The sequence below is a fragment of the Kitasatospora sp. NBC_01287 genome (assembly GCF_026340565.1).
Taxonomy (GTDB): domain Bacteria; phylum Actinomycetota; class Actinomycetes; order Streptomycetales; family Streptomycetaceae; genus Kitasatospora.
In genome coordinates, this window is the sequence record NZ_JAPEPB010000001.1 from 2,507,998 (window position 1) to 2,532,424 (window position 24,427).

The following is a 24,427-nucleotide window of genomic DNA, read 5'->3' on the forward strand; positions in this document are numbered from 1 at the left end:
CTGCGGGGTAGTTCGCACGGTGAGGAACAGCGCGGTCCATGGCACCGAGGTTACGAGAAGCCACCCACGCCGCTGCCCCGAACCTGGAAATTACCGAAGCACCGCAAGGTCGGCCGCCAGGCCGGCTCGGGTGCTTCATGCCATGCCACCGGCCGAGGACGCGGCGAACTTTACCAGTCCGAGCCATGTCCGACGGATGCGGCAGCCGGCTCACGGTCATCAAGGTCTGACCGCGCCCGCACCGCCGAGTCATCGAAGGTCCCGTCGAATGTCCGTTGTCGGTGGGGACGCGGCCGGCGAGGAAGCCGGTCGTGTGCAGCGGACTGCTCTTCGGGCTGGTCAGCGGGCGAGTACGTGCCCGTCGTGGGGGCGGTGGTCGCGGGAGCGGCGCAGGTCGGTGGTGACGTAGGTGCGTTGCAGCCAGCGGTCCGCACCGTCGTAGCGGGGGTGGAAGGCGGTGCGGCCGTGGACGGTGACGCGGTTGTCGATGACGACCAGGTCGCCGGGAGTCAGCCGCAGGGTGCGGGCAGTCGCCTCGCAGGCGCGGCCGAATTCGGCCAGCGCCGCGGTGGCCCGCGGGGTGAGCGGGGTGGTGACGAGTTGGGCCATCCGGATGTCGGGATCCTCGGCCGCTCCCGACAGCACCGGTCGGGGCTCGACCCCGGGCCCGTCCGTGGTGGTGTCGGGGCCGAAGGAGGGTGGTGGTGTGGTGATGAACTCCGGTGCGAACAGGGCCTGGCGGCCGGCCGGGGTGAGGAGCGGCAGGGCCTGGCGGATGCCGGCGGTGCGCAGGCCGGCGGTCCGGTCGTGGTCGGCGCGCAGGCACAGGAAGACCACGTAGTCGGGTGGGTGGGGGTGGAAGCCGTTCTCGGTGTGGAAGGAGAGCGGCGCCGATCCGGCGTTGCCGTGGAAGGTCTCCTGCCCGGGCACGGGCACGACGTCCTGCACGAGGGCGCCGGATTTCTCGGCCAGGTAGGCGAGCGGCTCGCCGAGCCCGCACGCTACCATGGTGAGCAGCGCGGCCGGGACGGTGGCCCGGCGCTGCACCGAGCCGGGGACCGCCGGTGTCGCGGGCAGGGCCACCTGATCGACGGGCAGGCCGCCGATCACCAGGGTGCCCCGCGCTCCGGAGTGCCTCCGGAACCGGCGCACCGCGCGGCGCAGCGGTAGCGGAAGGTCCTCCCAGGCGTCCCGGGCGCGGGCCACCCAGTCGGGGCTGTCGACCTGGTCGTGCCCGCCGGCGCACAGGATGCGGGCCAGCCGCGCGCACGCGTCGGCATCGGCCGGGGCCAGCCTCCAGTCAGCGGCGGCACCGGTGCTCGGAGTGGTGGCTGACGTCGTGGCGGGCGTCGTCTCGGGCATCAGGGTCTCCTGCCGGGGTGCGGGCGGCGGCGGACGCGCGGACCAACGCGCGGACTCATGCGTGGCGCAGGCCGGCCACGGCGTCGGCGATGTAGTGGTCCCCGAATCGGATCAGGGAGGCGTACTGGGCCGCGCGGCGATGGCGCATGAGCCGCAGTTCGGCGACGGCGTTGTCGGGGCCCTCGGGCTTCTGGGCGATTGAACGACGCAAGTGCACCATCGAGTACGCGAGGGTGACGTGCCGTTCGCCGTCCACGATGTCGGCTTCCAGCAGCGCGCCCCGTGCCTCGGCCAACTCCGGTGCGCGGGCCGCCAGGTGCTCGTAGGAGTCGGGAACCACCGACAGCAGGTCCTTCATCGCCGCCCGGAACAGCTTGTACCCGCGGTGCTGGCGCCCGCTCAACGGGACGTCCACCGACGGAGGCGCCATGGTCTGGCGGATCGACGCCATGTAGTAGTCGGCCGGGATCGTGCTGGCGTGGGTCATGGCCGCCGGGAAACCACGCACGTAGACCGTCGCGTCCGCCAGCCGCAGCAGCGCGGCGTCACGGTCGCCGTCCCGCAGCAGGCGGGTGGCGTCGGCCACGGCGACCGCGGCGCAGACGTTGAACAGGACGTGGACCTGGTGCCCGATCAGCCACCGAGCGCTCCACGCGGCCTCCAACGACAACGCCGCGCCAGGCTCGGGGACGGCCACCAGCGGGACCGGGTCAGGCACGGGGTCAGGAACGGGGACCGGGTCAGGCACGGGGCCAGCGTCGGCGCCGGGCGCCGCACCGGTGAGGTCGAGTACCGACTGGCGCATCCCGGCCACCTCCAGCGCGAGATCGGCACCTGACAGCGGAGCATCACCGAGATCGTCCAGCCCGCGGTGGATGACCAGGGCACCATGCAGGGCGGCCTGCTGATCCGACAGCTCCACCTCACGGACCCGGAAGTACGACTGGCTGGTCGACTCCGCCGGCACTTCCTCACCCGCCACGGCCGGCGCCAGAGCCGACAGCGCGACCACCAACTCACCAGCCGCCGCGGCGGCCTGCCGCAGCGCGACGCTCCGCTCGACAGGTCTGGCGTGGCTCGCCAGCCCGGCCAGCACCCGCGCGGTCCGCTTCGCCTCGGCATCGACCCGAGGGCCCAGCACCGGGACGGGCCGACCGCCTCGGGGTTCACGGAAGACAGCGACAGCAGGATGACCGGCAACCGGCGACAAGCCCATGGTTGAAGTACTTCGCCAGGAACACGCCAAACGAAACCCCGATCCGCAAGACCATTTGAGACATCCGGGCATTCAGGCGCGGACCAGTTCCAGCGCCCGCTTCAGGTTGTACTCGGCGATGCCCGCCATGAAGGCCCGGTCGGGGAAGTCCCCGTCGAGCAGCCGCAGCGGCCCCGCCGTCAGCGAGAGTCGCTGTGCCAGCAGGTAGAGCGCGAGCCGGTCCTCGTCCAACCCGGCCACCCTCAGCGGCTGGTAGGCGTCGTGCAGGCGGATCCGCAGAAAGACGTGCTCCCATTCGACGTCGAAGTACATCAAGCCCTCAAGGTCGATCGCCACGGGGTTCCCGTCCGCGTCCACCAGCACGTGGTCGGGCCCCAGTTCGCCGTGCACGACCGCGTACTCCGCGCGCGGCCGCACCGCCGCCGCCAGGACCAGCAGCCGCTCCTCCAGCCGGTCGCGGGCGCCCGCGATCCGCGGATCGCGCGAGGCCGCCTCGGCGAGGTCCCGCAGCGCACGGTCGAGGACCACCCCCTCGCACGACGTACCGCGCGACGCCCCTCCTCCGTCGACCACGGCCACCTTGCCGTACGCGGGTGCCCGGTGGCCCCGCATCGCCTCCAGCGACTGCGCGAGCCGGGCCATGACCGCAGCGGCCGCGCGCCGGTCGCGCGCGAGCAACTCCTCCAGGCTCTCGCCCGGGAGGTCCTCGACGATCGCGAGGTCGGCCGGGCAGTGGGCGCCGTCGCGATCGACGAGACGGATCGTCGGAACGCGGACGCCGAGTGCGTCCAACCGCGCGTGCGCGGCCTCGAAAAGACCGAGCCCGAGGCCGGGCGAAAACGGGTCGGTGAGGTCGTCGTCGCCCTCGGCCGCCGGCCAGTAGTTCTCGGCGTCGTCCCACAGGTAGGCGATCGCCGTCGTCGCATCGTCCATCACCAGGCGGTACACGCCCTTCTTGCTGCCGCCCGCGATCCGCTCGACCGCCGCCAACCGCCGCCCGCCGCCCAGCGCGGCCCGCGCCGCACCCGCCAACCGCTCCCGCGTCACTGCCCTGGGTGCCACGTTCCCAACCGCCTCTCCGCCACGCCGACCCGCGCACCTTACGGGCGCATCGCCGCACGGGCGATCGGTTTGTTCCGGATCCGGTCAAGTTCTCGGGGCTTCCGCGGGCCCTGCTTCGGGCAGTGGATCGTCAGCGTGCCCGCCTCGCCGTGGTTGTCGGCACCTGGACACACGCCGTCGACCTCGCCCGCGAGGACGGCCGGCGCCGCGTCCGCCGCAGGAGCGGCTTCGCCGGCCACGCCGGCCACGCCGCAGCATCCCGCGAGATGGCCGCCGTCCTGGACGGCGAGCTGCGCGGCGTCCACGAGAACCGCCGCACGACCGTGGCCCGCTACCTTCGCGAATGGCTCACCATCAAGAAGCCGACCCTCGCACCGAACACCTACGCGTCGGCAAGCTCCACCTCGGGAGAGCCTCGGTGGCTGCCGGCGAGTCGAGGGGGTCGCATGAGTGGTGGCAGCCGAAGTCCGCCGTCGGCCAAGCCCGCGAAGATTCGAGGAGAACCTGAACAGACTGCGGGCCCGGCAGCACAACTGACGTACCCTCAGGGAGCTTCACTCGGCCATGTGGACCAGCGCGCCGCCCGTGTAGGTCCGCAGCACCCGGGCCGCGCAGATCTCCTCCGCCGGTGCGGCGAAGATGTCGCGGTCGAGCACCACCAGGTCCGCCAGGGCGCCGACGCGCAGGGTGCCGGCCTCGTCCAGCCCGTTGACGTGGGCCGAGCCCGCCGTGTAGGCGGCGACGGCGCTGGCCAGGTCCAGGCGTTGCTCGGGCAGGAAGATCCGGCCGTCGGTGGCTCCGGGCTCCATCCGGTTGACCGCGACGTGCAGGCCGGCGATCGGGTCGGGGCTGCTGACCGGCCAGTCGCTGCCGGCCGCGAGCGTGGCCCCGGCGCGCAGCAGCGCGCCGAACGGGTACTGCCAGGCGGCGCGTTCGGGGCCGAGGAAGGGGATGGTCAGCTCGTCCATCTGCGGCTCGTGGGCGGCCCAGAGCGGCTGGATGTTGGCGATCGCGCCGAGTTGGGCGAAGCGCGGCACGTCGTCGGGGTGGACCACCTGGAGGTGGGCGAGGTGGTGGCGGGTGGCGCGTCGGCCGTTGGCGGCCCGGGCGGCCTCGACGGCGTCCAGCGCCTCGCGGACCGCGCGGTCGCCCAGCGCGTGGAAGTGCACCTGGAAGTCGAGCGCGTCCAGCTCGCTGACGTGGGACCGCAGCGCCAGCGGATCGACGAAGCTCAGGCCGGAGTTGGCGGTGGCGCAGCCGCAGCCGTCGAGGTAGGGGCTGCTCAGGGCGGCGGTGAAGTTCTCCGCGATGCCGTCCTGCATGATCTTGACCGAGTCGGCCCGGAAGCGGCCGTGGCGCAGCGCGGCCCGCCGGGCGACCAGCTGCGGGATCTGCTCCGCGCCCCGGTCGCGGTCCCACCACAGGGCGCCGTTGACCCTGGCGGTGAGGGAGCCGTCGCGGGCGGCGGCGAGGTAGGCGTCCGAGGGGTCGGGCTGGCCGTTGAACTCGCCGAGCAGGGCGTCCTGCCAGCCGGTGATGCCGAGCGAGTGGAGCAGTGCCTGGGCCCGCAGCAGCCCGGTCAGCCGTTCGGCCGCGCTGGTCGGCGGGACGAGGCGGGCGACCAGGCCGGTGGCGCCCTCCTGGAGGACGCCGCTGGGCGTGCCGTCCGGCTCGCGCTCGATCCGGCCGTCGGCCGGGTCCGGGCTCTGCCGGGTGAGACCGGCCAGTTCGAGTGCGCGGGTGTTGGCCCAGGCGCCGTGGTGGTCACGGTTCAGCAGGTAGACCGGGCGGTCCGGGACCACGGAGTCGAGCAGGTGCCGGGTCGGCAGGCCGCCCTCGAAGCTCTCCATCGACCAGCCGCCGCCGGTGATCCACTCCCGCTCGGGGTTGGCGTCGGCGAACTCGCGGATCCGTTGCAGGTATTCGTCGACACCGGTGGTGCCGGTCAGGTCGCACTGCGCGAGTTCGACGCCGCCGTAGACGGCGTGGATGTGCGAGTCCTGGAAGCCCGGGAGCAGCAACTTGCCGCGCAGGTCGACCACTTCGGTCTTCGGGCCGATCAGCTCGCGTACCTCGTCGTGGCCTACGGCCGTGATCCGCTCCCCCGTCACGGCGAGGCTGCTCGCGCGGGTGCGGGCGGAGTCACCGGTGTGGACGGGACCGTGGGTGAATACCAGGTCAGCCTGGTGCATGGCGGTGCTCCAACTCGGGTCGGCGGTCTTCGAAGACCGCGGCGGGAGGGGCACGGCCCTGGGGCGGGCCGTGCGCGGCAGCTGTCAGGAGGCGGTGAGTGGAAGGTCGGCGTCGTCCGCCGCGAACCCGCTGGTGAAGTACGGCGAGCGGCGGTGCCAGCGGGCCCAGGCGGCGGCCAGCAGGCCGGAGGCGACCATCACGACCGGTACGAGGAGCTCGAACCAGCCGTTGTCGGCGGAGAGTTCGAAGTGGTCGGCGGAGTCGTAGAAGCTCCAGGCGAGGTATCCGCCGACGGCGAGCAGGACGGTCGCGCCGAGCAGCGGGGCGATGACCGCCCGCAGCGCCTCGACGGGCGAGGTGCGCAGCAGGTGCCGGAAGTGGACGGCGGCGGCGATGGCGGTGAGGGCGTAGTAGAGGGCGACGATGATGCCGATCGCGTTGACCGTGGCGGAGATCAGGGAGCTGACGGTGGGGATGACCAGCGAGAGCAGGGCGAGGGCGACGGCGAGTGCCGTGATCAGCAGGGTGCCCGCGGCGGGGGTGTGGTAGCGGGGGTGCAGGCGGGTCCAGACGGGTCCGAGGGTGCCGTCGCGGCCCATCGCGTACATGCCGCGCGCGGTGGGCACGACGGAGGCCTGCAGCGAGGCGGCCGCCGAGAAGGTCAGGGCGATCAACGGCAGTGCGGCGAGCGGCTGGTGGGCGAGCCGGTTGCCGAAGAAGGTCAGGCCCTGCGCCCCGTTGCCGACCAACTCGTCGATGGGGAGAACGCGTTGGAAGGCGGTGCCGGCGAGGACGAAGAGCAGCATCATCACGGTGAGGGAGATGAAGCCGCCGCGCGAGGCGTCGCGCGGGTCGCGGACCTCCTCACTCACACTGAAGACCGACTCGAAGCCCCAGTAGCAGAACACCGCGAGCACCATGCCCTGGGCGAGGGCGTGGAGCGAGGGGATGGCGAACGGATCGAACCAGGCGAGCGAGAACGGCTGGTCGCCGGCGAACAGCCCGTATCCGCAGAAGCCGAGCAGGACCGCGTACTCGAAGACCAGCAGGTACTTCTGCAGCCGGGCGGCGAGATCGAGCCCGCGCACGGCGACCAGCGCCGAGGCGATCAGCACGACCATGCCGATGGCGGTGCACTGGAGCGTCGAGTCCGGGCTCAGGGACAGGCCCGCGACCCGGTGCACCCGCGCAGCGCCGAGCAGTTGGATCACCGCCGAGCCGGTCACCGTGGTGGTGTAGGCCATGAAGACGACCGTGCCGAGGATGTTGACCCAGCCGGTCAGGAAGCCCAGCCAGGGGTTGAGCGCCGCGCCCACCCACCGGTAGCTGCTGCCGGCGTCGGGGGCGACCCGGTTGAGGCGCCCGTAGCCACCCGCGATGGCGAGCACGGGCAGGAACGCCAGCAGCATGATCGCCGGCAGGTGCAGGCCGACCACTCCTGCCATCAGCCCGAGCCCGATGCCGATGCTGCTGGTGGCCGCCGTGCTCGACGCGGCGAGCGCGACCGCACCACCGATGCCGAGCGACCTGGGCATCCCGGGCTGGGTGCCACCGGTGGTAAGTGCGCTCCCGGTGGTCCGGGTTCTCGAGTCTGGTCCCGCATCGTTGCGCATGTCTGCCAACGGGTCACCGCCGTCTACGTGGGGGTTTGCGGCCGAAGCGGCCGGTGGCAGGCCATGAAACCCGCCAGCCCCTTCATAAGTCAATGCCGTTGTCGTAAGGTCCCGGCATGAGCGAACGAGTGACTCCCGCACCGGAACGGAAGCGCAGAAGACCGACCAAGCAGGGGACGGTCCTCTCCGAACAGGTCATCGTCGACACCGCGCTGCGGCTGGTCGGGCTGCACGGCGCGCAGGCGCTCACCGTCCGACGCCTCGGCGCCGCGCTCGGCGCCGATCCGAGCGCGATCTACCGGTACTTCCGCGGCATCGACGACCTGCTGCTCGCCATCGCCGACGAGCTGATCGGCCGCGCCCAGCACGGCTGGCGATCGACCGGCGACTGGCGGACCGACCTTCGCGACATCGGACAGCGCATTCACGCCGCCTACCAGGCACACCCCCAGGCGGCCATGCTGGCGGCCCACCGCACGACCGGGCGCGACAACGAGACCCGGGCCGTCGAAGCGATCCTCGGCCTGCTGCGATCGGCCGGCTTCCCGGACCCGGAGGCGGTACGGATCTACCACGCCGTGGTCGACCAGAGCCTCGCCTTCGCCGCCCTGGACGCGGCGGCACTGGCCCTGCCGGCCGCCGCCCAGGCCGCCGACCTGGACGTCTGGCAGTACCGCTACGCCCACCTGGACCCTGGCACTCACCCCAACATCGCCGCCACCGCCGCGCTGCTGGCCGCCGACATGCAGCTGAGCGGCTACCCGTTCGCGCTGGAACTGCTGCTCGACGCGATCGCCGCCCGGCTGCCCTCCGACCACCGGTAGGTCTTATGTCAACATGGTTGACGTTAGATGGTGCGCGGCGGTCTGATGGCGCGACCCGGAGGCCTGCCCCTCCTTGCACCGTAGGAGTACCGCCATGGTTGATCCCGTCCGCTCGCTCCAGGACGCCAAGCCGCTCGCCTTCTGGCTGGACGACCCGGGTCGGCCGCAGGCGGCACCGGCCCTGGTGGCCGACACCCGCTGTGATCTTCTCGTGGTCGGCGGCGGCTACAGCGGTCTGTGGACCGCCCTGATCGCCAAGGAGCGCGACCCCTCGCTCGACGTCGTACTGATCGAGGCGCAGGAGATCGGGTGGGCCGCCTCCGGCCGCAACGGCGGCTTCTGCGAGTCCAGCCTCACCCACGGCCTCGGCAACGGCCACCAGCGCTGGCCCGGCGAACTCGCCGAGCTCGAACAGCTCGGGCGGCAGAACCTGCAGGCCATCGAGGACACGATCAAGCGCCACGGCATCGACTGCGACTGGGAACGCACCGGCTCGGTGACCGTGGCGACCGAGCCCCACCAGGTCGAGGAGCTGCACGAGTACGCCGCCCTCGCGGCCCAGTACGGCGGTGAGCTGACCGTCCTCGACGCAGACGCCATGCGCGGCGAGATCAACTCGCCGACCTTCCTGGGCGGCGTCTGGGACAGGGACGGCGTCGCGATGGTCAACCCGGCGCGCCTGGCCTGGGGCCTCAAGCAGGCCTGTCTGAGCCTGGGCGTACGGATCTTCGAGCACACCGAGGGCATCGACCTCACGGAGTCCGGCGCCGGGATCGCGGTGCGCACCCCGTACGGACAGGTCCACGCGGGGCGCGTCGCACTCGCCACCAACGTGTTCCCCTCGCTGCTGCGGCGCCACCGCCTGTACACCGTCCCGGTGTACGACTACGCGCTGATGACCGAGCCGCTGACGGACCAGCGCCTGGCGTCGATCGGCTGGCAGAACCGCCAGGGCTTCGCCGACAGCAACAACCACTTCCACTACGTCCGGCTCACCACCGACAATCGGATCCTGTTCGGCGGCTACGACGTCATCTACCGCTACGGCGCGCGGGTGCGCGCCGAGCACGACCAGCGGCCGCAGACCTTCGCGACGCTGGCCGGGCACTTCTTCGAGACCTTCCCGCAGCTGGCGGGCGTGCGCTTCAGCCACGCCTGGGGCGGCGCGATCGACACCTGCACCCGGTTCAGCGCCTTCTTCGACCTCTCGCACGCCGGCCGGGTCGCCTACGCCGCCGGCTACACCGGCCTGGGCGTGGGTGCGACCCGCTTCGGCGCCGAGGTGATGCTCGACCTGCTGGCCGGCGAACGCACCGAGCGCACCGAGCTGGAGATGGTCCGGCGCAAGCCCCTGCCCTTCCCGCCCGAGCCGATCCGCTCCGTCGGCATCGGCATCACCCAATGGTCCCTCACCCGCGCCGACCAGCGCCAGGGCCGACGGAACCTCTGGCTGCGCACCCTCGACCGCCTCGGCCTCGGCTTCGACAGCTGACGGACGATCATTTCGACCCGGAGACAACCGACATGACCCCCGGCACCCGCGCCACTGACGGACTCACCCCGCTCCGCTATCAGCGGGCCCTCCGGCTGGAACGCGCCGAACACCTCATCGGTCACGGCTCCACCATTGAGGCCGCGGCCCACGATGTCGGCTTCGAGGACGCCCGGATACTGCGGCGACTGCGGACGCGGAGCACGTGAAGGACCTCCGCCACCAATCCGCCGTGCCCGACCGCTGCCGCATCCACCGCCCGGCACGATGACGCCAGCAGCGCGGCCCGACCCACGAGCGGCGACTCAACCGGCGAGACCACAGCGGCGTTCTCCCACCGGCCCGCCCGTGGGGACAGCGCGGTCGTCAACCGGATGCGCGTGCGCCCCGGTTCACGAGAGGGCGCGCCAGGCGGAGTTCAGGGCCTCGCGGAAGCGGTCGACCTCCTCGGCGGTGAGCTCGGCGACCATGCGGTCCTCGAGGGCCCTTTCGTCGTTCCTTCCTCAACCGAGGTCCCGGGCGGCCCGCATGCCCTTGGCCCGCGCCCTCGCCCACAGCTCCTCGGCCTCGAACAGGTCGAGCACCCCGGCCGCTCGGACCGGTTCGGTCGAGGCGGCCAGCACACCCCCGCTGAAGGTCGTGCTGATCGCGGTGTCGCCGGGCAGCGGACCGACCACGGCCACGCCGGGCAGATCCATCAGCTCACTGTGCTGCTGGAAGGCCAGCTCGGCCCCGCCGGAGGCGAGCAGGCTGCCGGCCGGGACCCCCGCGGGCGCCTGGACGAGCCGCGGCGCGAGCTGCGCGGCGAGACCCAGCCGGCCCGTCAGCTCGACCAGCGCCGTACCGCTGGGGCCGGTGGAGTACGCGATCCGCCGTGCGGCCAGCAGGGCCGCCCGCAGGTCGGACTCCGAGGCGAGGGCGGGCAGCGGCGACCCCTCGGGCACAGCGGCGACCACCTGCGAGACCCACAGCGGGCGCAGCGTGCCGCCGACCAGCAGCCCCGCCCCCGCCAACCCCGCCATCGCGTCCTCGGCGAGCACCAGCAGGTCGCCCTCGGCTCCTTCGCGCACCCGCCGTGCGACCTCGACCCCGCCGGCCGACTCGAACCGCACCTGCGCGCCGTGGGCACGTCGGAGGTGGTCGGACAGCTCGGCCAGGAGCTGCCTGGTCGCCATCGAGGACAGGCCGGTGATCTCTCGGGACACGTCGTTCTCCTTGTGGGCGGCCGCTGCTACGACGGGTGAACGGGTGGCTCAATACCTGTCTGCGACACTGACCGCGTGAGCGCGACCCGGAGCACGGCGGCTGGAAAAGTTCTCGAAGTCCTCTCGACGTTCGGGCGCGACTGCCGGTCGCAGACCCTGTCGGAGATCGCACAGCGTACGGGCCTCGCCCTGAGCACCGCGCACCGGGTGGTCGCGGAGCTCGCCGGGTGGGGCGCCCTGGAGCGCGGCGAGGACGGCTCCTGGCACGTCGGGCTGCGGCTCTGGGAGATCGCCTCGGGCTGCCCGCGCAGCCAGATCCTGCGCGACGTGGCGATGCCGTTCATGCAGGACCTGTACGAGGCGACGCACGAGAACATCCAGCTCGCGGTGCGCGAGGGCACCGAGCTGGTCTTCGTCGAGCGGATCGCCGGACACCGCTCGGTGGAGCTGGTGACCATGGTCGGCTCGCGTTTCCCGATCGGCTCCACCGGGATGGGCCGGGTGCTGCTGGCGCACGCGCCGGGCGACATCCAGGAGGCCGTGCTGGACGCGCCGCTGCGGGCCTGGACCCCGCACACCGTCACCGACCCGAAGACCCTGCGCGCCCAACTGGACCGGATCCGTCGCGAGCAGGTCTTCGTGAGCGACCGCCAGCTCTCGGAGAGCACCGTCGCGGTGGCCGCACCCGTGCGGATCGGCCGGACCGGCCCGGTCGGCGCCGCGCTCGGGATCGTCATCGCGGCGAGCGGCGCGAGCCGCGCCCGCGGCCTGCGGGAGCCGCTGCTGCGGGCCGTGCGCGGCATCTCCGACGAACTCGGCCGACGGGCCGGCGCGGCGCTCTGAGCCGGCGATTCCAGAGCGGACTTCCGCCTGGCGGAAGTGGTGCTGACCGGTGGAGGTCGCGGATGCCAGCGTTCGGGGTGTTCCGAACCCGCGCAGCCGCTCAGGAGATCCCATGGCCGAGGCCACCGTCGACACCGTCACCTCGGTACCCGTCGCCGTCGTCGGAGCCGGTCCGGCCGGCCTCATGCTGGCCCACCTGCTCGGCCGCGCCGGGGTCGACACGGTCGTCGTCGACACCCGAACCCGGCAGGAGATCGCCACCACCCATCGGGCCGGCATCCTTGAGGCCGACGTCGCCCGGGACCTGGTCGAGACCGGGGTGTCCGACCGCGTTGTGCGCGAGGGCCACGAGCACCAGGGCATCGAACTGCGCTTCGGCGGACGGCCGCACCGCATCGACTTCAAGGAGCTGGTGGGCGCGTCCACCTGGCTCTACCCGCAGACCGACGTGTTCACCGACCTGGCCGACGCCCGGGAGCGCGACGGCGGCACGGTCCTGTTCGGGATCGGGGACACCGAGGTCCTCGACATCACCACCGACGCCCCGCGGGTCCGCTGCACCCTGCCCGACGGGAGCCGGCGCGAGATCCGGGCCCGGTACGTGGTCGGCGCCGACGGTTCGCGCAGCATGTGCCGCGACCTGGTGCCCGAGGACCGGCGGGTGCGCTACGGCAAGGAGTACCCGTTCGCCTGGTTCGGCATCATGGCGCAGGCTCCGGCGAGCGCGCCCGAGCTGGTCTACGCCCACTCCGGGCACGGCTTCGCGCTGATCAGCCAGCGCACCGCCACGGTGCAGCGGATGTACTTCCAGTGCTCCCCCGACGAGTCGGTCGACGCCTGGAGCGACGAGCGGATCTGGGAGACCCTCCAGGCCCGGGTGGCCGGGCAGGACGGCTTCCGCCTCACCGAGGGGCCGGTGCTGGAGAAGACCGTGCTGCGGTTCCGCTCCTTCGTCCAGGAGCCGATGCGCTGGGGCTCGCTGACCCTCGCCGGCGACGCCGCGCACACCGTGCCGCCGACCGGCGCCCGCGGACTCAACCTCGCGCTGCACGACGTGAAGGTCCTCGCCGACGTCCTGCTGCGGGCCCTCGGCGGCGAGGGCGACAGCGCGCTCGACGACTACCAACCGCGCGCCCTCCAGCGGATCTGGCGGGCCCAGAACTTCTCCTCCTGGATGACCCGGCTGCTGCACACCGAGCCCGGCGACACCTCCTTCGACCTGCGCCGCCGACTCGGCGAGCTCGACAACGTGGCGGGCACCCGGGCCGGCCGCAGGTACCTCGCCGAGCAGTACACCGGCTGGCCCACCGGCACCCGGGCCTGACCGGGCCCACGACCTCGCACGACTACCAGGAGACCCCCGTGATCATCGACTGCCACGGCCACTTCACCACCGCCCCACCGCAGTTGGCCGCCTGGCGGGACCGGCAGGTGGCGGCGGCCGGCACCCTGGGCGACGCGCCCGACCCCGACGAGCTGGTCATCACCGACGACGACCTGCGCGGCGCGATCGAGGACAACCAGTTGCGGCTGATGGACGAGCGCGGCATCGACCTGACCGTCTTCTCCCCGCGGGCCAGCTTCATGGCCCACCACATCGGCGACTTCGAGGTCTCCTCGGTGTGGGCGCGGATCTGCAACGACCTGGTCCACCGGGTCAGTCGGCTCTACCCCGACCGCTTCGCGATGGGCGCGATGCTGCCGCAGTCGCCGGGCGTCGACCCCGCCACCTGCCTGCCCGAGCTGCGCCGCGCGGTCGAGGAACTCGGCGCGGTCAGCGTCAACCTCAACCCCGACCCATCGGGCGGGCACTGGACCGCCCCGCCGCTGACCGACCGCAGCTGGTACCCGCTCTACGAGGCGATGGTCGAGTACGACGTCCCCGCCATGATCCACGTCAGCACCTCGTGCAACCCGGCCTTCCACACCACCGGCGCCCACTACCTCAACGCCGACACCACGGCGTTCATGCAGCTGGTCCAGGGCGACCTGTTCGCCGACTTCCCGACGCTGCGGTTCGTGATCCCGCACGGCGGCGGCGCGGTGCCGTACCACTGGGGCCGGTTCCGGGGCCTGGCGATGGCGCTCGGCCGGCCGGACCCGCAGGAGCTGCTGGACAACGTCCTCTTCGACACCTGCGTCTACCACCAGCCGGGCATCGACCTGCTCACCCGGGTGATCCCCAGCCGGGCGGTCCTCTTCGCCAGCGAGATGATCGGCGCCGTCCGCGGCGTCGACCCGGACACCGGGCACCACTTCGACGACATCCGGCGGTACGTCGACGCCACCCCGTACCTCTCCGGCGAGGAGCGGGCCGCGGTCCGGTCCGGCAACGCCCTGCGCGTCCACCCCCGGCTCGCCGCCCGCCTCGCCGCGGCCGGCCGCCCCTGCGCCGCCGATCGCTGACCCCGGGAGAAGAACCATGGAACACACCGAGATCGGGGTCGTCCGCACGTCGGTCACCCGCGCCGACCCCGAGGCCGTCGCCGCGCTGTCGCAGTTCGGCGTGGCGACGATCCACGAGGCGATGGGCCGGGTCGGCCTGATGCGCCCCTACCTGCGCCCCGCCTACCCGAGCGCGCGCCTGTGCGGGACGGCGGTGACCGTGCTGCTGCAGCCCGGCGACAACTGGATGCTGCACGTCGCCGCCGAACAGATCCGCGAAGGCGACGTCGTGGTCGCCGCCTGCACCACCGAGAGCGAGGACGGCTTCTTCGGCGAGCTGCTCGCCACCTCCTTCCGCGCGCGGGGAGCCCGCGGCCTGGTCATCGACGGCGGCGTGCGCGACACGGCCGACCTGGAGCGGATGGACTTCCCCGTCTTCGCCCGGGCCGTCAACGCCAAGGGCACGGTGAAGGCCACCCTCGGCTCGGTCAACGTGCCGGTGGTCTGCGCCAACGCCCTGGTGCGGCCCGGCGACGTCATGGTGGCCGACGGCGACGGCGTCGTCGTGGTGCCGCGCGAGCGGGCAGCCGAGGTCGCCGAGGCCTCGGCGAAGCGGGAGGCCGCCGAGGAGGGCAAGCGCGCCCGGTTCCGGACCGGCGAACTCGGCCTGGACATCTACGGCATGCGCGGCCCGCTGGCCGAGCTCGGACTGCGATACGAGGACCGATGACCACGCCCTTCGAGAAGACCCCCGGCTGGCTGGACTGGTACGCCGGCCCGAGCCGCCCGCGGTTCGAACTGCCCGCGGGCGCCGTCGACGCCCACTGCCACGTCTTCGGCCCCGGCGCCGAGTTCCCGTACGCCCCCGAGCGCAAGTACACTCCCTGCGACGCGTCCAAGGACCAACTCTTCGCACTGCGCGACCAGTTGGGATTCACCCGAAACGTCGTGGTGCAGGCGACCTGCCACGGCGCCGACAACCGGGCCATGGTCGACGCCCTGCGCGCCTGCGGCGGCCTGGCCCGGGGAGTGGCCACCGTGCGGCCCGCGATCCCGGACGCGGAACTGCGCGAGCTGCACGAGGCCGGCGTCCGCGGTGTCCGGTTCAACTTCGTCAAGCGGCTCGTCGACGCGGCGCCGCGGCAGGACCTGCTCGACGTCGTCGAACGGATCGCACCGTACGGCTGGCACGTCGTCGTCTACTTCGAGGCCGCCGACCTCGCCGAGCTGCGCGACTTCCTGCTCTCCATCCCGGTGCCGCTGGTCGTCGACCACATGGGCCGCCCCGACGTCACCGCGGACCCGCACGGCCCCGAGTTCGAGGCCTTCCTCGATCTCCTGCGCGCCCGGCCCGACATCTGGTGCAAGGTCACCTGCCCGGAACGGCTGTCGGCGGACGGGCCGCCCGCCCTCGACGGCGAACAGCGGGCGTACCGCGACGTCGTCCCGTTCGCCCGCCGCGTGGTCGAGGAGTTCCCCGACCGGGTGCTGTGGGGCACCGACTGGCCACACCCCAACCTCACCGACCACATGCCCGACGACGGCCTGCTCGTCGACTTCGTCCCGCACATCGCGCCCACGCCCGAGCTGCGACACAAGCTCCTGGTCGCCAACCCGATGCGCCTCTACTGGCCGGACGCCCACTGACCCGCCCACTGACCCGCCCACTGACCGGCCCACTGACCGGCCCACTGACCCGCCGACTGGCCCGCACCGCACGATTGGAGACCGGCATGGCGCTGGACAGGACCTACAAGCTGGTCCCGGGGACGACCGTCTTCGACGCCGAGCAGTCCGCCAAGGGGTACCACCTCAACCAGTTCTGCATGTCGCTGATGACCGCGGAGAACCGCGCGAGCTACCTCGCCGACGAACGCGCCTACCTCGATGCGTGGCCGCTGCGCGAGGAGCAGAAGCAGGCCCTGCTCGACCGCGACCTCAACGCCGCGATGCGTGAGGGCGGCAACATCTACTTCCTCGCCAAGTGGGGCGCCACGCTGGGGCTTTCGTTCCAGCAGATGGCGGGCTCGATGACCGGCATGACCGAGCGGGAGTACCGCGACATGATGGTCGGCGGCGGCCGCTCCATCGAGGGCAACCGGATCGACCACGCCGTCCTCGAAGCGGCTCACGCCGACTCGGCGCCACCGGCCGAGCACGCCGTCGTCACCGGCGCGGTCTTCACCTCGCACGTGCCGGCGATCGGCGCGGCGATGGACCACCACAAGACCGAAGAGCCCTACTGGAAGCCGGTCTTCGACGGCTACGAGTACTCCAGGCAATGGCAGCGGGAGAACCTCCCCGACGTGATCTTCCTGGTCTACAACGACCACGCCAGCACCTTCGACCTGTCGCTGATCCCGACCTTCGTGCTCGGCACCGGCGCGGCCTACGCCACCGCGGACGAGGGCTACGGCCCCCGGCCCGTCCCCGGCATCGAAGGCGACCCGGACCTGGCCGCGCACATCGCGCACTCGCTCGTCCAGGACGACTTCGACCTCACCCTGGTCAACGAGATGACCGTCGACCACGGCCTGACCGTCCCGCTGTCGCTGATGTTCGGCGACGTCGAGCAGTGGCCGTGCAAGGTGATCCCGTTCCACGTCAACGTGGTGCAGTACCCCGTGCCCTCGGGCGCCCGGTGCTTCGAGCTCGGCCGGGCACTGCGCCGGGCCGTCGAGTCCTACGACCGGCCGCTGAAGGTCCAGGTGTGGGGAACCGGCGGCATGAGCCACCAACTGCAGGGCCCCCGCGCGGGCCTGATCAACCGCGACTGGGACAACGCCTTCCTCGACCGCCTGGTCGAGGACCCGGCCGGCCTCGCGCAACTGCCGCACCTGGACTACGTCGAACAGGCCGGTTCGGAAGGCATCGAGCTCGTCATGTGGCTGATCGCCCGCGGGGCGATGAGCGACATCGACGGCGGCGGAACGGTCGAGACCAAGCACCGCTTCTACCACGTTCCGGCGTCCAACACCGCCGTCGGCCACCTGATCCTGGAGAACCACCCGCGGGCCGAAACGCCCGGCACGGAGGAATGACATGACCGACCAGCAGACCGTCCGGATCGCCCTCGCCGGAGGCGGCGCCTTCGGCGCCAAGCACGCCGCCGCGCTGCGGCGGATCGACGGCGTCGAGGTGACCGCCGTCGTCAGCAGCAGCCCCGACAGCGCCCGGAAGTTCGCCGCCGAGCAGGGCATCGGCCGCGCCGCCGCAAGCCTGGACGAGGTACTGGCGATGGACGACGTCGACGCCGTCATCCTGGCCACGCCCACCCCGATGCACGCCGCCCAGACCCTCGCCTGCCTGCGGGCGGGCAAGCACGTCCAGGTCGAGATCCCGCTCGCCGACGCGCTGCCCGACGCCGAAGCGTGCCTGGCCGCACAGCAGCGCACCGGACTGGTCGCGATGGTGGGCCACACCCGGCGCTTCAACCCCAGCCACCAGTGGATCCGGCAGCGGATCCAGGCCGGCGAGTACCGCATCCAGCAGATGGACGTCCAGACGTACTTCTTCCGCCGCACCAACCTCAACGCCCTCGGCCAGGCCCGCTCCTGGACCGACCATCTGCTGTGGCACCACGCCGCGCACACCGTCGACCTGTTCGCGTACCAGACCGGGTCGCCGATCGTGCGGGCCAACGCCATCCAGGGACCGGTCCACCCCGACCTCGGCATCGCGATGGACATGTCGATCCAGCTGCGCGCGGCGAACGGCGCAATCTGCACCCTGTCGCTGTCGTTCAACAACGACGGGCCGCTCGGCACCTTCTTCCGCTACATCGGCGACACCGGCACCTACCTCGCCCGCTACGACGACCTGCTCACGGGCAAGGACGAGCCGATCGACGTCAGCGGCGTCGACGTCTCCACCGACGGCATCGAACTGCAGGACCGCGAGTTCGTCGCCGCCATCCGCGAGGGCCGCGAACCGAACTCCTCCGTCGCCCAGGTGCTGAACTGCTACCGGACACTGGCCGACCTCGAACGCCAGCTCGACGCCGCCCGGACCCCGTGACCGTGTCGACGACGGCGGGGCCGGACCGGACGCTGCGCCGGATCGGGCCCTTCGAGGTCCCGGCGATCGGCCTGGGCTGCATGAACCTCAGCCACGCCTACGGCGTCCCACCCACGCCGGAGGCGGCCGAACAGCTGCTCCGTACGGCCCTGGACGAGGGCCTCACCCTCTTGGCCAGCGCCGCCCTCTGCGGCTTCGGCGCCAACGAGGAACTCCTCCGCCGCACTCGCCTCGCAGCCACACCATGACGGGCCAGCGGTCCGGGGCGTCTCCTTCGGTGAGCCGGAAGCAGTGGTCTCCGCTGTAGTTGCTCGCCCAGAGGTGCCCCGGTCGCCGTGGAAAACCACGCCGTCGACCTCGCCGCCCCGGGTGGCGGCCGCCGTCTTCAGGGACGCGCAGACCAGGGCCGCGTCGTGCTGGGCGCCCCCCGGACGCCTTCCACCTGCCGGTGGGCCGTCCCGTCACCCACAAGATCTACCGCGACGCCACGCACCGGTCCCGCCTGGTGCTGCCGTTCACGAAGCGCAGGGCGGCGGAGGGGGCGTAACCGAAACCCCGCTCGTCCGAAAAGGGGCCAGATCCCGCTCCAGGGCGTGCGCCGCAGCGTCCAGCGTGGCGACGAGGTACCGCGCGGCCGGCCCGATCGAGCAGGTCCGGAACAACGGCATCGCGGAGCAGGACATCACCGTCTACGTCGGCCACCGCTGCGACTTCGTCCAGTACGCCCTGCGCGGCGGCGACACGCTCAACCAGGTCGCCGTCTTCGAGTCGCCCAAGGCCCTGGCCGGCGAGGAGGACTGGGGCACCCCCGACGAGCTCGACGCGGCGTTCGCGGCCACCTGCGACACCGTGCGCAAGGGCGTTCCACTGATGAGCAGTCGGAGACGCAGCGCTACGCCTCGGCGATCAAGGACCCACGCAACAGCGTCAACCATCTGGAGATCGACACCAACGATTCGAAGGCTGCGGCCTACTTCGAAGCGATGCGGCTGGCGTACGGCGTGCCGGGCCAGACCCGCGTCGTTCCCTGACCGCAGACGTGAAGGCTTGAGAGGATGAGGGCATGTCAGGCCGTTACTACGTGAGTGCGGATCAGGGACGCGGGGCGCACTGGGCGTTCACCGCCGACGACCTCATCCGAACCGCCACCGAGATCCGCCCCGATGCCGACGTGTCCGCCCCCTTCGGGCCGCAAGGAACGATCGAGATCCGGCTCCGCGGTGAGCAGCGCAGCCACAGCGTCCTCTACCACTGCGCCGAGCCGGTGCTCGTGTTCCGCGAGCAGGACGAGATCGTAGTCCCTGCCGCCATGGTCCTGCACCTGCTCCAGCGCCTGGCTCCGGAGGTGGGCGCAGTCTGGTTCGCCGACTTCGAGGGCGTGCCCCACCCCCTGCAGGTGAACAGCAGTGTCGATGACTTCGTCGACGACCTCCTCGCCGAGTGAGAACCGAGTTCATGGGCCTGGAACACGAGCCGGTCGGCCATCCGATTCCGGCGCCGCTCACGGCCTTCCGCGTACTGGAGGCCGACAGCGGGAAGCGGAAGACCGGGCAGGGAGGTCGGGGTGATCGCGTGGGGACTCGCCACGAGGGGCCGAGGCGCAAGTCGTTGCCGCACCCGCGGAGGCGAATCTGCCGCTCCGACGGCACAGGAGCCTGGCGACCTCGCTGACCCATCGCGCTGACACCACCTCAGGTGCCGCGAGCCTACTGACGACCCGCCGGCCCGCGCGACCCGGCGCCAGGCACAGCCTCAAGCGGATTCGTTACGAAGAGCCACCACACTTGCTGCGCACAGCGCGTCACCGAAGGGTCCGAGTGGCGATTGGGGATGTGTCGATTTCGACACATCCCGCCACCTGAGAGGCAGTCAGGCGTGGCCAACATCCGCTACGCAAGGCTGATCTCCGCCAGAAAGGTGACTGGAAATCGACCATCACGACTTGGCAACGACTACTCGGAGCAATCGGAAAGCCGGGCATTCCAGGGATGAAGAAGGTGCGCCGCCCTGGGTCCTGTTGCTGCTCCGCGAGCAGACCGCGCGCAACATCCATGGCAGCCTCCAGGCATCTGGAATCGCCGTGCCGCTGGAGGACGTACGCGACCTGTGCAACCGCCCGGTCGAGATGTACGACAGAGGCCCTTCTCCGCTTCCGCGCGAGTGAGCGCTTCATCTCCCCAACGGCGGCGGTACGTTGTGCCCCCGTACCGGTGCTCATCCCCTGCTCGGCTTGGCGCAGCGGATTCTTGGCGGCCCCAGCCGGGTAGTGCTGTTGGCATATCGCGCAGGCAGCGCGGTCCCGCACGGGGCCGCGCTGTCGTGGACCAGGGGGTGGACCGGGTGGCACGCCGAAAGACGGTGGCGGAGATCCTCGCCGAGGCGTACCGCTTGAAGCAGCAGGCGCGAGCCACGCAGGCGCAGGGCGGGGCCCAACAGGCGACCGGCCGAGCTGCAGCCCCGGCGGCTCAACCCCGTCCCAGGAAGCGGAAGGTGGACCCCGCCGTCGAACACGCCCGGCTCCTGGCCGCCGGCGAGAAGCACCTTCAACGCGAGGACGCCGCTCGCGCCAAGGAATCCGCCCGGGTGGAAGCCGAGTTGGCCAAGCGCCAGACGGCTCGGCGCCGCGAGGAGGAGGCGAAGAAGCGCGCGGACGCCCTGGCCGAGAAGGAAGCCCAACGACAGGCCCGGCAAGCCGAGACGACCCGGCTCAAGGCCCAGGCCGAGGAGGGCACCGCCGAGTGCAACCGGCGCCGCGAGGAACTGGAATCAGTCCTGCTCCTGCGCCCCGAGGGCCTGGAGGCGTGGCACCTGCACATCGAAGAAGCGTTCGCCCACGATGGCCCTCAGGGTGTCGCGGAGCGGATCGAGGACCTGCTGCAGCGCTCCCCTGTCCCCCCGGGCTGCCGGACCGCAGCCCAGGCGGTCTACGTCCCCGAGGCCCAGCAGCTCCTGGTCGACGTCGAGCTGCCGAACCACGAGATCGTCCCTGCGGTGGCCTCCTACCGCTACGTCACACAGCGGGCCCAGGTCGTCCCCCAGCCCGCCAAGCCGGCCGAGATCCACGAGGCCTACGCCCGACTGGTGGCCCGCCTGGCCCTGCGCGCGCTGGACGAGGCGTTCTCCGCCACGCCGGCCACGTTCGTGGAGACCGTTATCCTCAACGGCCGCGTCAACGCCACCGACTCGGCCACCGGCCAAGCGATCCGAGCCTGCGTCGTCAGTGTCGTCGCCCAGCGCAAGGACTTCGCCGAACTGGTCCTGGACGAGCCCCGGCTCGACCCGCAGCAGTGCCTCCACCGGCTCGGCGCCACCGTCTCCAAGCACCCCCACGACCTGGAACCGGTCACACCCATCGTCGAGGCCGACCTGTCCCGCTACCGCATCACCACCGACACCGCCGTGGTCGCCACCCTGGACAGCCGACCCGACCTGCTCCAGATGAACCCCTACGACTTCGAACGCTTGGTCCGCGAACTCTTCGAAGCCATGGGATACGAGACCTGGCGCACCCAGGGCTCCCGCGACGACGGCGTGGACGCTGTCGCGACATTGACCGACCCGACCGGATCCACCATCTTCGCCATCCAGGCCAAGCGGTCCAAGAACATCGTCCCGGTGAACACCGTCCGCGCCATGTCCGGGGTCATCCAGGACAAGGACGCCGGCTACGGCATCGTCGTCACCACCTCGTGGTTCGGCAAGGACAGCTACGACTTCGCCCACCGCAACGGCCGCCTCCGCCTCATCGACGGCCGCAACCTCAAGGCCCTGCTCGCCGAGCACCTGAGCATCGACGCCCTGATCGGACTGCCGAAGGTCCCCCCGGGCTGGCAGGCCGGCGACCTGGTGTAGGCGCGAACGCGCGGCCGCCGCAGCGGGTTGCGGCGGCCCGTCGGCCAATGGCTGCGGTCCCTGGCTGGTCCCCAGCAAGATCGCCAAGCCGCGGCGTCACAGCCGCCAACCACCTGTCGGGCCATCAACAAAAAGGCCGTTGACCTAGGATTTCTCCCGGCCAACGGCCTTCCGACATCACTGTCGGGACGACAGGATTTGAACCTGCGACCCCTTGACCCCCAGTCAGGAAGGGTTCCCCTATTCCTGCCTGAAATGCGCTCGCGCACACGTCGTGCGTGCGCAGATGAGCATGTTTCGCGCACCTCGTGCGGCAGCGCGCTTGACGTGTGGTCCCCAGCTGGTCCCCAGGTCAGGGGCTTGACGGAGGGTCCGAGTGGCGTTCATGCCTCCAGGGTAGCGCCACTCCGGCCGCGGATCCAGCGATTCCCATGGATCGCCCAGAAGGTCATCGAGCAGCGGCCCTGATCCGTCGAGTGAAATCAATCCGACCCAGGCCAACAGCCAGCCAAAAAATGGTCATCTCAAATCCCGACCTATCCCATTCCATGCAGGCTCGCGGAATTCTCGGCGCTCGGCGTAGCGCATTCCGGGGGCTGGTCCGAGACTCGACGCCACCGCACCGCACGTGCGCCAGGTTGTACGAGCCCAACAACCAACGGCCGACCGGCAGACGCCTTCTCGCGGTCCACGGCCACTCATCCGAGCAGCGACCCCGTGCGGGCCGATGCTGCGCGATCAAGCTGCCCTACCCGCCGAACGTGCTCCATGATCAGCCTCGCGGCGTGTCGCCAGCGCGTGTCCCCGCCAGTCGATCTCGGCGTGCTCCACGCCCCGCCCCGCACGCTCTGCCGCCACGCCCATCACACCCACAACTCTGGACACGCCATCACCACTTGGTTCAAGGAGGACCCCCATGGCGCGGCGTCCCAAGCGGGGCAGGGTGTATCGCCGGTGCGGGTGCAAGGACGGCACCAGCGGGAAGCAGTTGGGTTCGTGGTGTCCGCAGCTGGCTGCCGACAGCGCGCACGGCCGGTGGACGTACGCGGTCGACCTGGCCCCGGAGGACGGCAAGCGCAGGACCCGGCGGCGCGGCGGGTTCGCCAGCCGGGCGGAGGCGGCCCGGGAGATGGCGCGAGTACTGGATGCCGAGTACCGGGACGTGTACGAGGACCGGACAATGCGGGTCGGGCTGTTCCTGTACGAGTGGCTCGAGTCGAAGCGCCCGTCACTGGCCCCGAACACCTGGGCGGGCTACCGGGCGTGCATCGAGCGCGACCTGGTCCCGGCGTTCGGCGGCATGCTGCTCGTCGACCTGCGGCCCAAGCACATCGACGCCTGGGTGAGCACCCAACTCGCCGCCGGCCGCGGGCGCACCACCATCCACCACGCCGTGGCCATGCTGCGCAGCGCCTTGAACCACGCGGTGCGCACCTGGCGGCTGCGCTACAACCCGGCCAAGCACTCCGTCCCCGCCAAGCCCCGCGCCACCGCACGCATCTGCTGGACCCCCGACGAGGCCGCGGCGTTCCTGCGCCACAACGCCGAGCACTACGCCGACCGGCTCACCGACCTGTTCGAGGTCATGCTCGGCACCGGAATGCGCCGCGGCGAAGTCCTCGGCCTGCACTGGTCCGACGTGCACCTGATGGACCGCCAGCTCTACGTCCGCTGGACCCTGACCGCCGTGAACAACGGGAAGATCCACCTCAACGAGCCCAAGACCGAAGCCAGCCGCGCTTGGATCAGCCTCTCCCCCAGAGTCATGGCAGCCCTCTACCGCCAGGCAGACCTTCAGATGGCGGCCCAGCCCGAAGGGCGCCTGGAGGGTCTGGTGTTCGCCCGCCCCGACGGCGAGCCCCTGCGCCCCCAGTGGGTCCTCGACCAACTCCGCAAACGCGCCGCCGAACTCGACCTCCCGAAGATCGGCCTGCACGACCTGCGCCACACCGCGGCAAGCATCATGATCGCCGCCGGCATCCCCCTCGCCGTCGTCTCCAAGACCCTGCGCCACTCCAACCTCGCCATCACCGTCGACCTCTACGGCCACCTCCTCAAAGACTCCGCGAACCAGGCCGTCGAAGCTCTCGCTGCTGCGCTCGACAAGGCAGATGCGAAGCGGCCTGCACAGCACGGCGGACCGGAGAGTTCCGGGGCCTTGCCGATCGCCGCGTAGCCTGCCAAGTCGGCTTTCGAGGAACTCCAGTGGCAGGCGAGTCCCGGGAACGGATGGCCGTCCGGCTTGAGCAGTCAGGGGTAGGCCCAGGGCCCTCCACCTCCGGGATCCACTCTGGGTTTGCCCATGTGATGCAACTGTCCCTGCGGCCCGAAATCGGTCGCCGCGAGGGCACGACTCCCCGCTT

At 71.5% G+C, this 24,427-nt stretch carries 20 protein-coding genes and 2 pseudogenes; 15 read left to right on the top strand and 7 right to left on the bottom strand.

The annotated features are described in order from the left end of the window. Positions 1-339: 339 nt before the first annotated feature. The 6 genes from OG455_RS10395 to OG455_RS10420 form a co-directional block, all read right to left on the bottom strand. Entirely contained in the window at positions 340-1,362 is a 1,023-nt protein-coding gene (locus OG455_RS10395; RefSeq protein ID WP_266292382.1) for a clavaminate synthase family protein, read from the bottom strand. A 55-nt stretch (positions 1,363-1,417) separates the two neighbouring features. After that, complete coding sequence (locus OG455_RS10400; RefSeq protein WP_266292384.1) at positions 1,418-2,503, bottom strand: hypothetical protein; 1,086 nt, start codon at positions 2,501-2,503, stop codon at positions 1,418-1,420. A 147-nt stretch (positions 2,504-2,650) separates the two neighbouring features. Beyond that, entirely contained in the window at positions 2,651-3,625 is a 975-nt protein-coding gene (locus tag OG455_RS10405; protein WP_266300718.1) for a phosphotransferase family protein, read from the bottom strand. A 53-nt stretch (positions 3,626-3,678) separates the two neighbouring features. After that, positions 3,679-3,945, bottom strand: a complete 267-nt coding sequence (locus OG455_RS10410; RefSeq protein WP_266292386.1) for a hypothetical protein — start codon at positions 3,943-3,945, stop codon at positions 3,679-3,681. A 249-nt stretch (positions 3,946-4,194) separates the two neighbouring features. Continuing rightward, positions 4,195-5,832 (bottom strand): amidohydrolase, encoded by a 1,638-nt coding sequence (locus tag OG455_RS10415; RefSeq protein WP_266292388.1) that lies wholly within the window; start codon positions 5,830-5,832, stop codon positions 4,195-4,197. Positions 5,833-5,916: 84 nt separating this feature from the next. Continuing rightward, the gene (locus OG455_RS10420) at positions 5,917-7,368 is read right to left on the bottom strand and encodes an APC family permease (protein ID WP_266292390.1); all 1,452 of its coding nucleotides are present in this window, start codon (positions 7,366-7,368) and stop codon (positions 5,917-5,919) included. A gap of 194 nt (positions 7,369-7,562) precedes the next feature. Between OG455_RS10420 and OG455_RS10425 the strand changes: the two genes are divergently transcribed. The 3 genes and pseudogenes from OG455_RS10425 to OG455_RS10435 all read left to right on the top strand — a co-directional run. Beyond that, positions 7,563-8,270 (top strand): TetR/AcrR family transcriptional regulator, encoded by a 708-nt coding sequence (locus OG455_RS10425; protein WP_266292392.1) that lies wholly within the window; start codon positions 7,563-7,565, stop codon positions 8,268-8,270. Between the two features lie 94 nt (positions 8,271-8,364). Further along, positions 8,365-9,762: an FAD-binding oxidoreductase gene (locus OG455_RS10430; protein WP_266292394.1), complete on the top strand. Its 1,398-nt coding sequence runs from the start codon at positions 8,365-8,367 to the stop codon at positions 9,760-9,762. Between the two features lie 44 nt (positions 9,763-9,806). Beyond that, positions 9,807-9,971 (top strand): annotated as a pseudogene (locus OG455_RS10435) (AraC family transcriptional regulator); the annotation flags it as partial. Positions 9,972-10,265: 294 nt separating this feature from the next. On the opposite strand, the gene OG455_RS10440 reads toward OG455_RS10435, so the two are convergent. Continuing rightward, positions 10,266-10,967 carry a substrate-binding domain-containing protein gene (locus OG455_RS10440; RefSeq protein WP_266292396.1) on the bottom strand — a complete coding sequence of 234 codons (702 nt, stop codon included), beginning with the start codon at positions 10,965-10,967 and terminating at the stop codon, positions 10,266-10,268. A gap of 75 nt (positions 10,968-11,042) precedes the next feature. Between OG455_RS10440 and OG455_RS10445 the strand changes: the two genes are divergently transcribed. The 12 genes and pseudogenes from OG455_RS10445 to OG455_RS10500 all read left to right on the top strand — a co-directional run bounded on the left by OG455_RS10445 (position 11,043) and on the right by OG455_RS10500 (position 24,240). Then, on the top strand, positions 11,043-11,810 hold the full coding sequence (locus tag OG455_RS10445; RefSeq protein WP_266292398.1) for an IclR family transcriptional regulator: 768 nt from the start codon (positions 11,043-11,045) through the stop codon (positions 11,808-11,810). Positions 11,811-11,922: 112 nt separating this feature from the next. Next, the gene (locus OG455_RS10450; RefSeq protein ID WP_266292400.1) at positions 11,923-13,134 is read left to right on the top strand and encodes a 4-hydroxybenzoate 3-monooxygenase; all 1,212 of its coding nucleotides are present in this window, start codon (positions 11,923-11,925) and stop codon (positions 13,132-13,134) included. A gap of 38 nt (positions 13,135-13,172) precedes the next feature. Then, entirely contained in the window at positions 13,173-14,216 is a 1,044-nt protein-coding gene (locus OG455_RS10455; RefSeq protein ID WP_266292403.1) for an amidohydrolase family protein, read from the top strand. Between the two features lie 16 nt (positions 14,217-14,232). Beyond that, a complete protein-coding gene (gene ligK / locus OG455_RS10460; protein WP_266292405.1) occupies positions 14,233-14,925 on the top strand; it encodes a 4-carboxy-4-hydroxy-2-oxoadipate aldolase/oxaloacetate decarboxylase in 693 nt (230 codons plus the stop codon). Beyond that, positions 14,922-15,842: an amidohydrolase family protein gene (locus tag OG455_RS10465; protein WP_266292407.1), complete on the top strand. Its 921-nt coding sequence runs from the start codon at positions 14,922-14,924 to the stop codon at positions 15,840-15,842. The genes ligK and OG455_RS10465 overlap by 4 nt, the downstream gene beginning before the upstream one ends. An 86-nt stretch (positions 15,843-15,928) precedes the next feature. Continuing rightward, positions 15,929-17,236: a protocatechuate 4,5-dioxygenase subunit alpha gene (gene ligA, locus OG455_RS10470; RefSeq protein WP_266292409.1), complete on the top strand. Its 1,308-nt coding sequence runs from the start codon at positions 15,929-15,931 to the stop codon at positions 17,234-17,236. A gap of 1 nt (position 17,237) precedes the next feature. Continuing rightward, positions 17,238-18,212, top strand: a complete 975-nt coding sequence (locus OG455_RS10475; protein WP_266292411.1) for a Gfo/Idh/MocA family oxidoreductase — start codon at positions 17,238-17,240, stop codon at positions 18,210-18,212. 2 nt (positions 18,213-18,214) lie between these two features. Next, positions 18,215-18,460, top strand: a complete 246-nt coding sequence (locus OG455_RS10480; RefSeq protein ID WP_266292413.1) for a hypothetical protein — start codon at positions 18,215-18,217, stop codon at positions 18,458-18,460. 430 nt (positions 18,461-18,890) lie between these two features. Continuing rightward, a pseudogene (locus OG455_RS42040) lies at positions 18,891-19,085 on the top strand (3-hydroxybenzoate 6-hydroxylase); the annotation flags it as partial. 190 nt (positions 19,086-19,275) lie between these two features. After that, a complete protein-coding gene (locus tag OG455_RS10490) occupies positions 19,276-19,656 on the top strand; it encodes a hypothetical protein (protein ID WP_266292415.1) in 381 nt (126 codons plus the stop codon). A gap of 1,046 nt (positions 19,657-20,702) precedes the next feature. Next, positions 20,703-22,064: a restriction endonuclease gene (locus OG455_RS10495; RefSeq protein WP_266292417.1), complete on the top strand. Its 1,362-nt coding sequence runs from the start codon at positions 20,703-20,705 to the stop codon at positions 22,062-22,064. 916 nt (positions 22,065-22,980) lie between these two features. Next, positions 22,981-24,240 carry a site-specific integrase gene (locus tag OG455_RS10500; RefSeq protein ID WP_266292419.1) on the top strand — a complete coding sequence of 420 codons (1,260 nt, stop codon included), beginning with the start codon at positions 22,981-22,983 and terminating at the stop codon, positions 24,238-24,240. Positions 24,241-24,427 lie beyond the last annotated feature (187 nt).

Bases quoted from the DNA above. Each gene is read 5' to 3' on its own strand.
- OG455_RS10425 (WP_266292392.1), top strand. From the start codon at position 7,563: ATGAGCGAACGAGTGACTCCCGCACCGGAACGGAAGCGCAGAAGACCG.
- OG455_RS10395 (WP_266292382.1), bottom strand. From the start codon at position 1,362: ATGCCCGAGACGACGCCCGCCACGACGTCAGCCACCACTCCGAGCACC.
- OG455_RS10465 (WP_266292407.1), top strand. From the start codon at position 14,922: ATGACCACGCCCTTCGAGAAGACCCCCGGCTGGCTGGACTGGTACGCC.
- ligK (WP_266292405.1), top strand. From the start codon at position 14,233: ATGGAACACACCGAGATCGGGGTCGTCCGCACGTCGGTCACCCGCGCC.
- OG455_RS10450 (WP_266292400.1), top strand. From the start codon at position 11,923: ATGGCCGAGGCCACCGTCGACACCGTCACCTCGGTACCCGTCGCCGTC.
- OG455_RS10420 (WP_266292390.1), bottom strand. From the start codon at position 7,368: ATGCCCAGGTCGCTCGGCATCGGTGGTGCGGTCGCGCTCGCCGCGTCG.
- OG455_RS10415 (WP_266292388.1), bottom strand. From the start codon at position 5,832: ATGCACCAGGCTGACCTGGTATTCACCCACGGTCCCGTCCACACCGGT.
- ligA (WP_266292409.1), top strand. From the start codon at position 15,929: ATGGCGCTGGACAGGACCTACAAGCTGGTCCCGGGGACGACCGTCTTC.
- OG455_RS10475 (WP_266292411.1), top strand. From the start codon at position 17,238: ATGACCGACCAGCAGACCGTCCGGATCGCCCTCGCCGGAGGCGGCGCC.
- OG455_RS10430 (WP_266292394.1), top strand. From the start codon at position 8,365: ATGGTTGATCCCGTCCGCTCGCTCCAGGACGCCAAGCCGCTCGCCTTC.
- OG455_RS10500 (WP_266292419.1), top strand. From the start codon at position 22,981: ATGGCGCGGCGTCCCAAGCGGGGCAGGGTGTATCGCCGGTGCGGGTGC.
- OG455_RS10490 (WP_266292415.1), top strand. From the start codon at position 19,276: ATGTCAGGCCGTTACTACGTGAGTGCGGATCAGGGACGCGGGGCGCAC.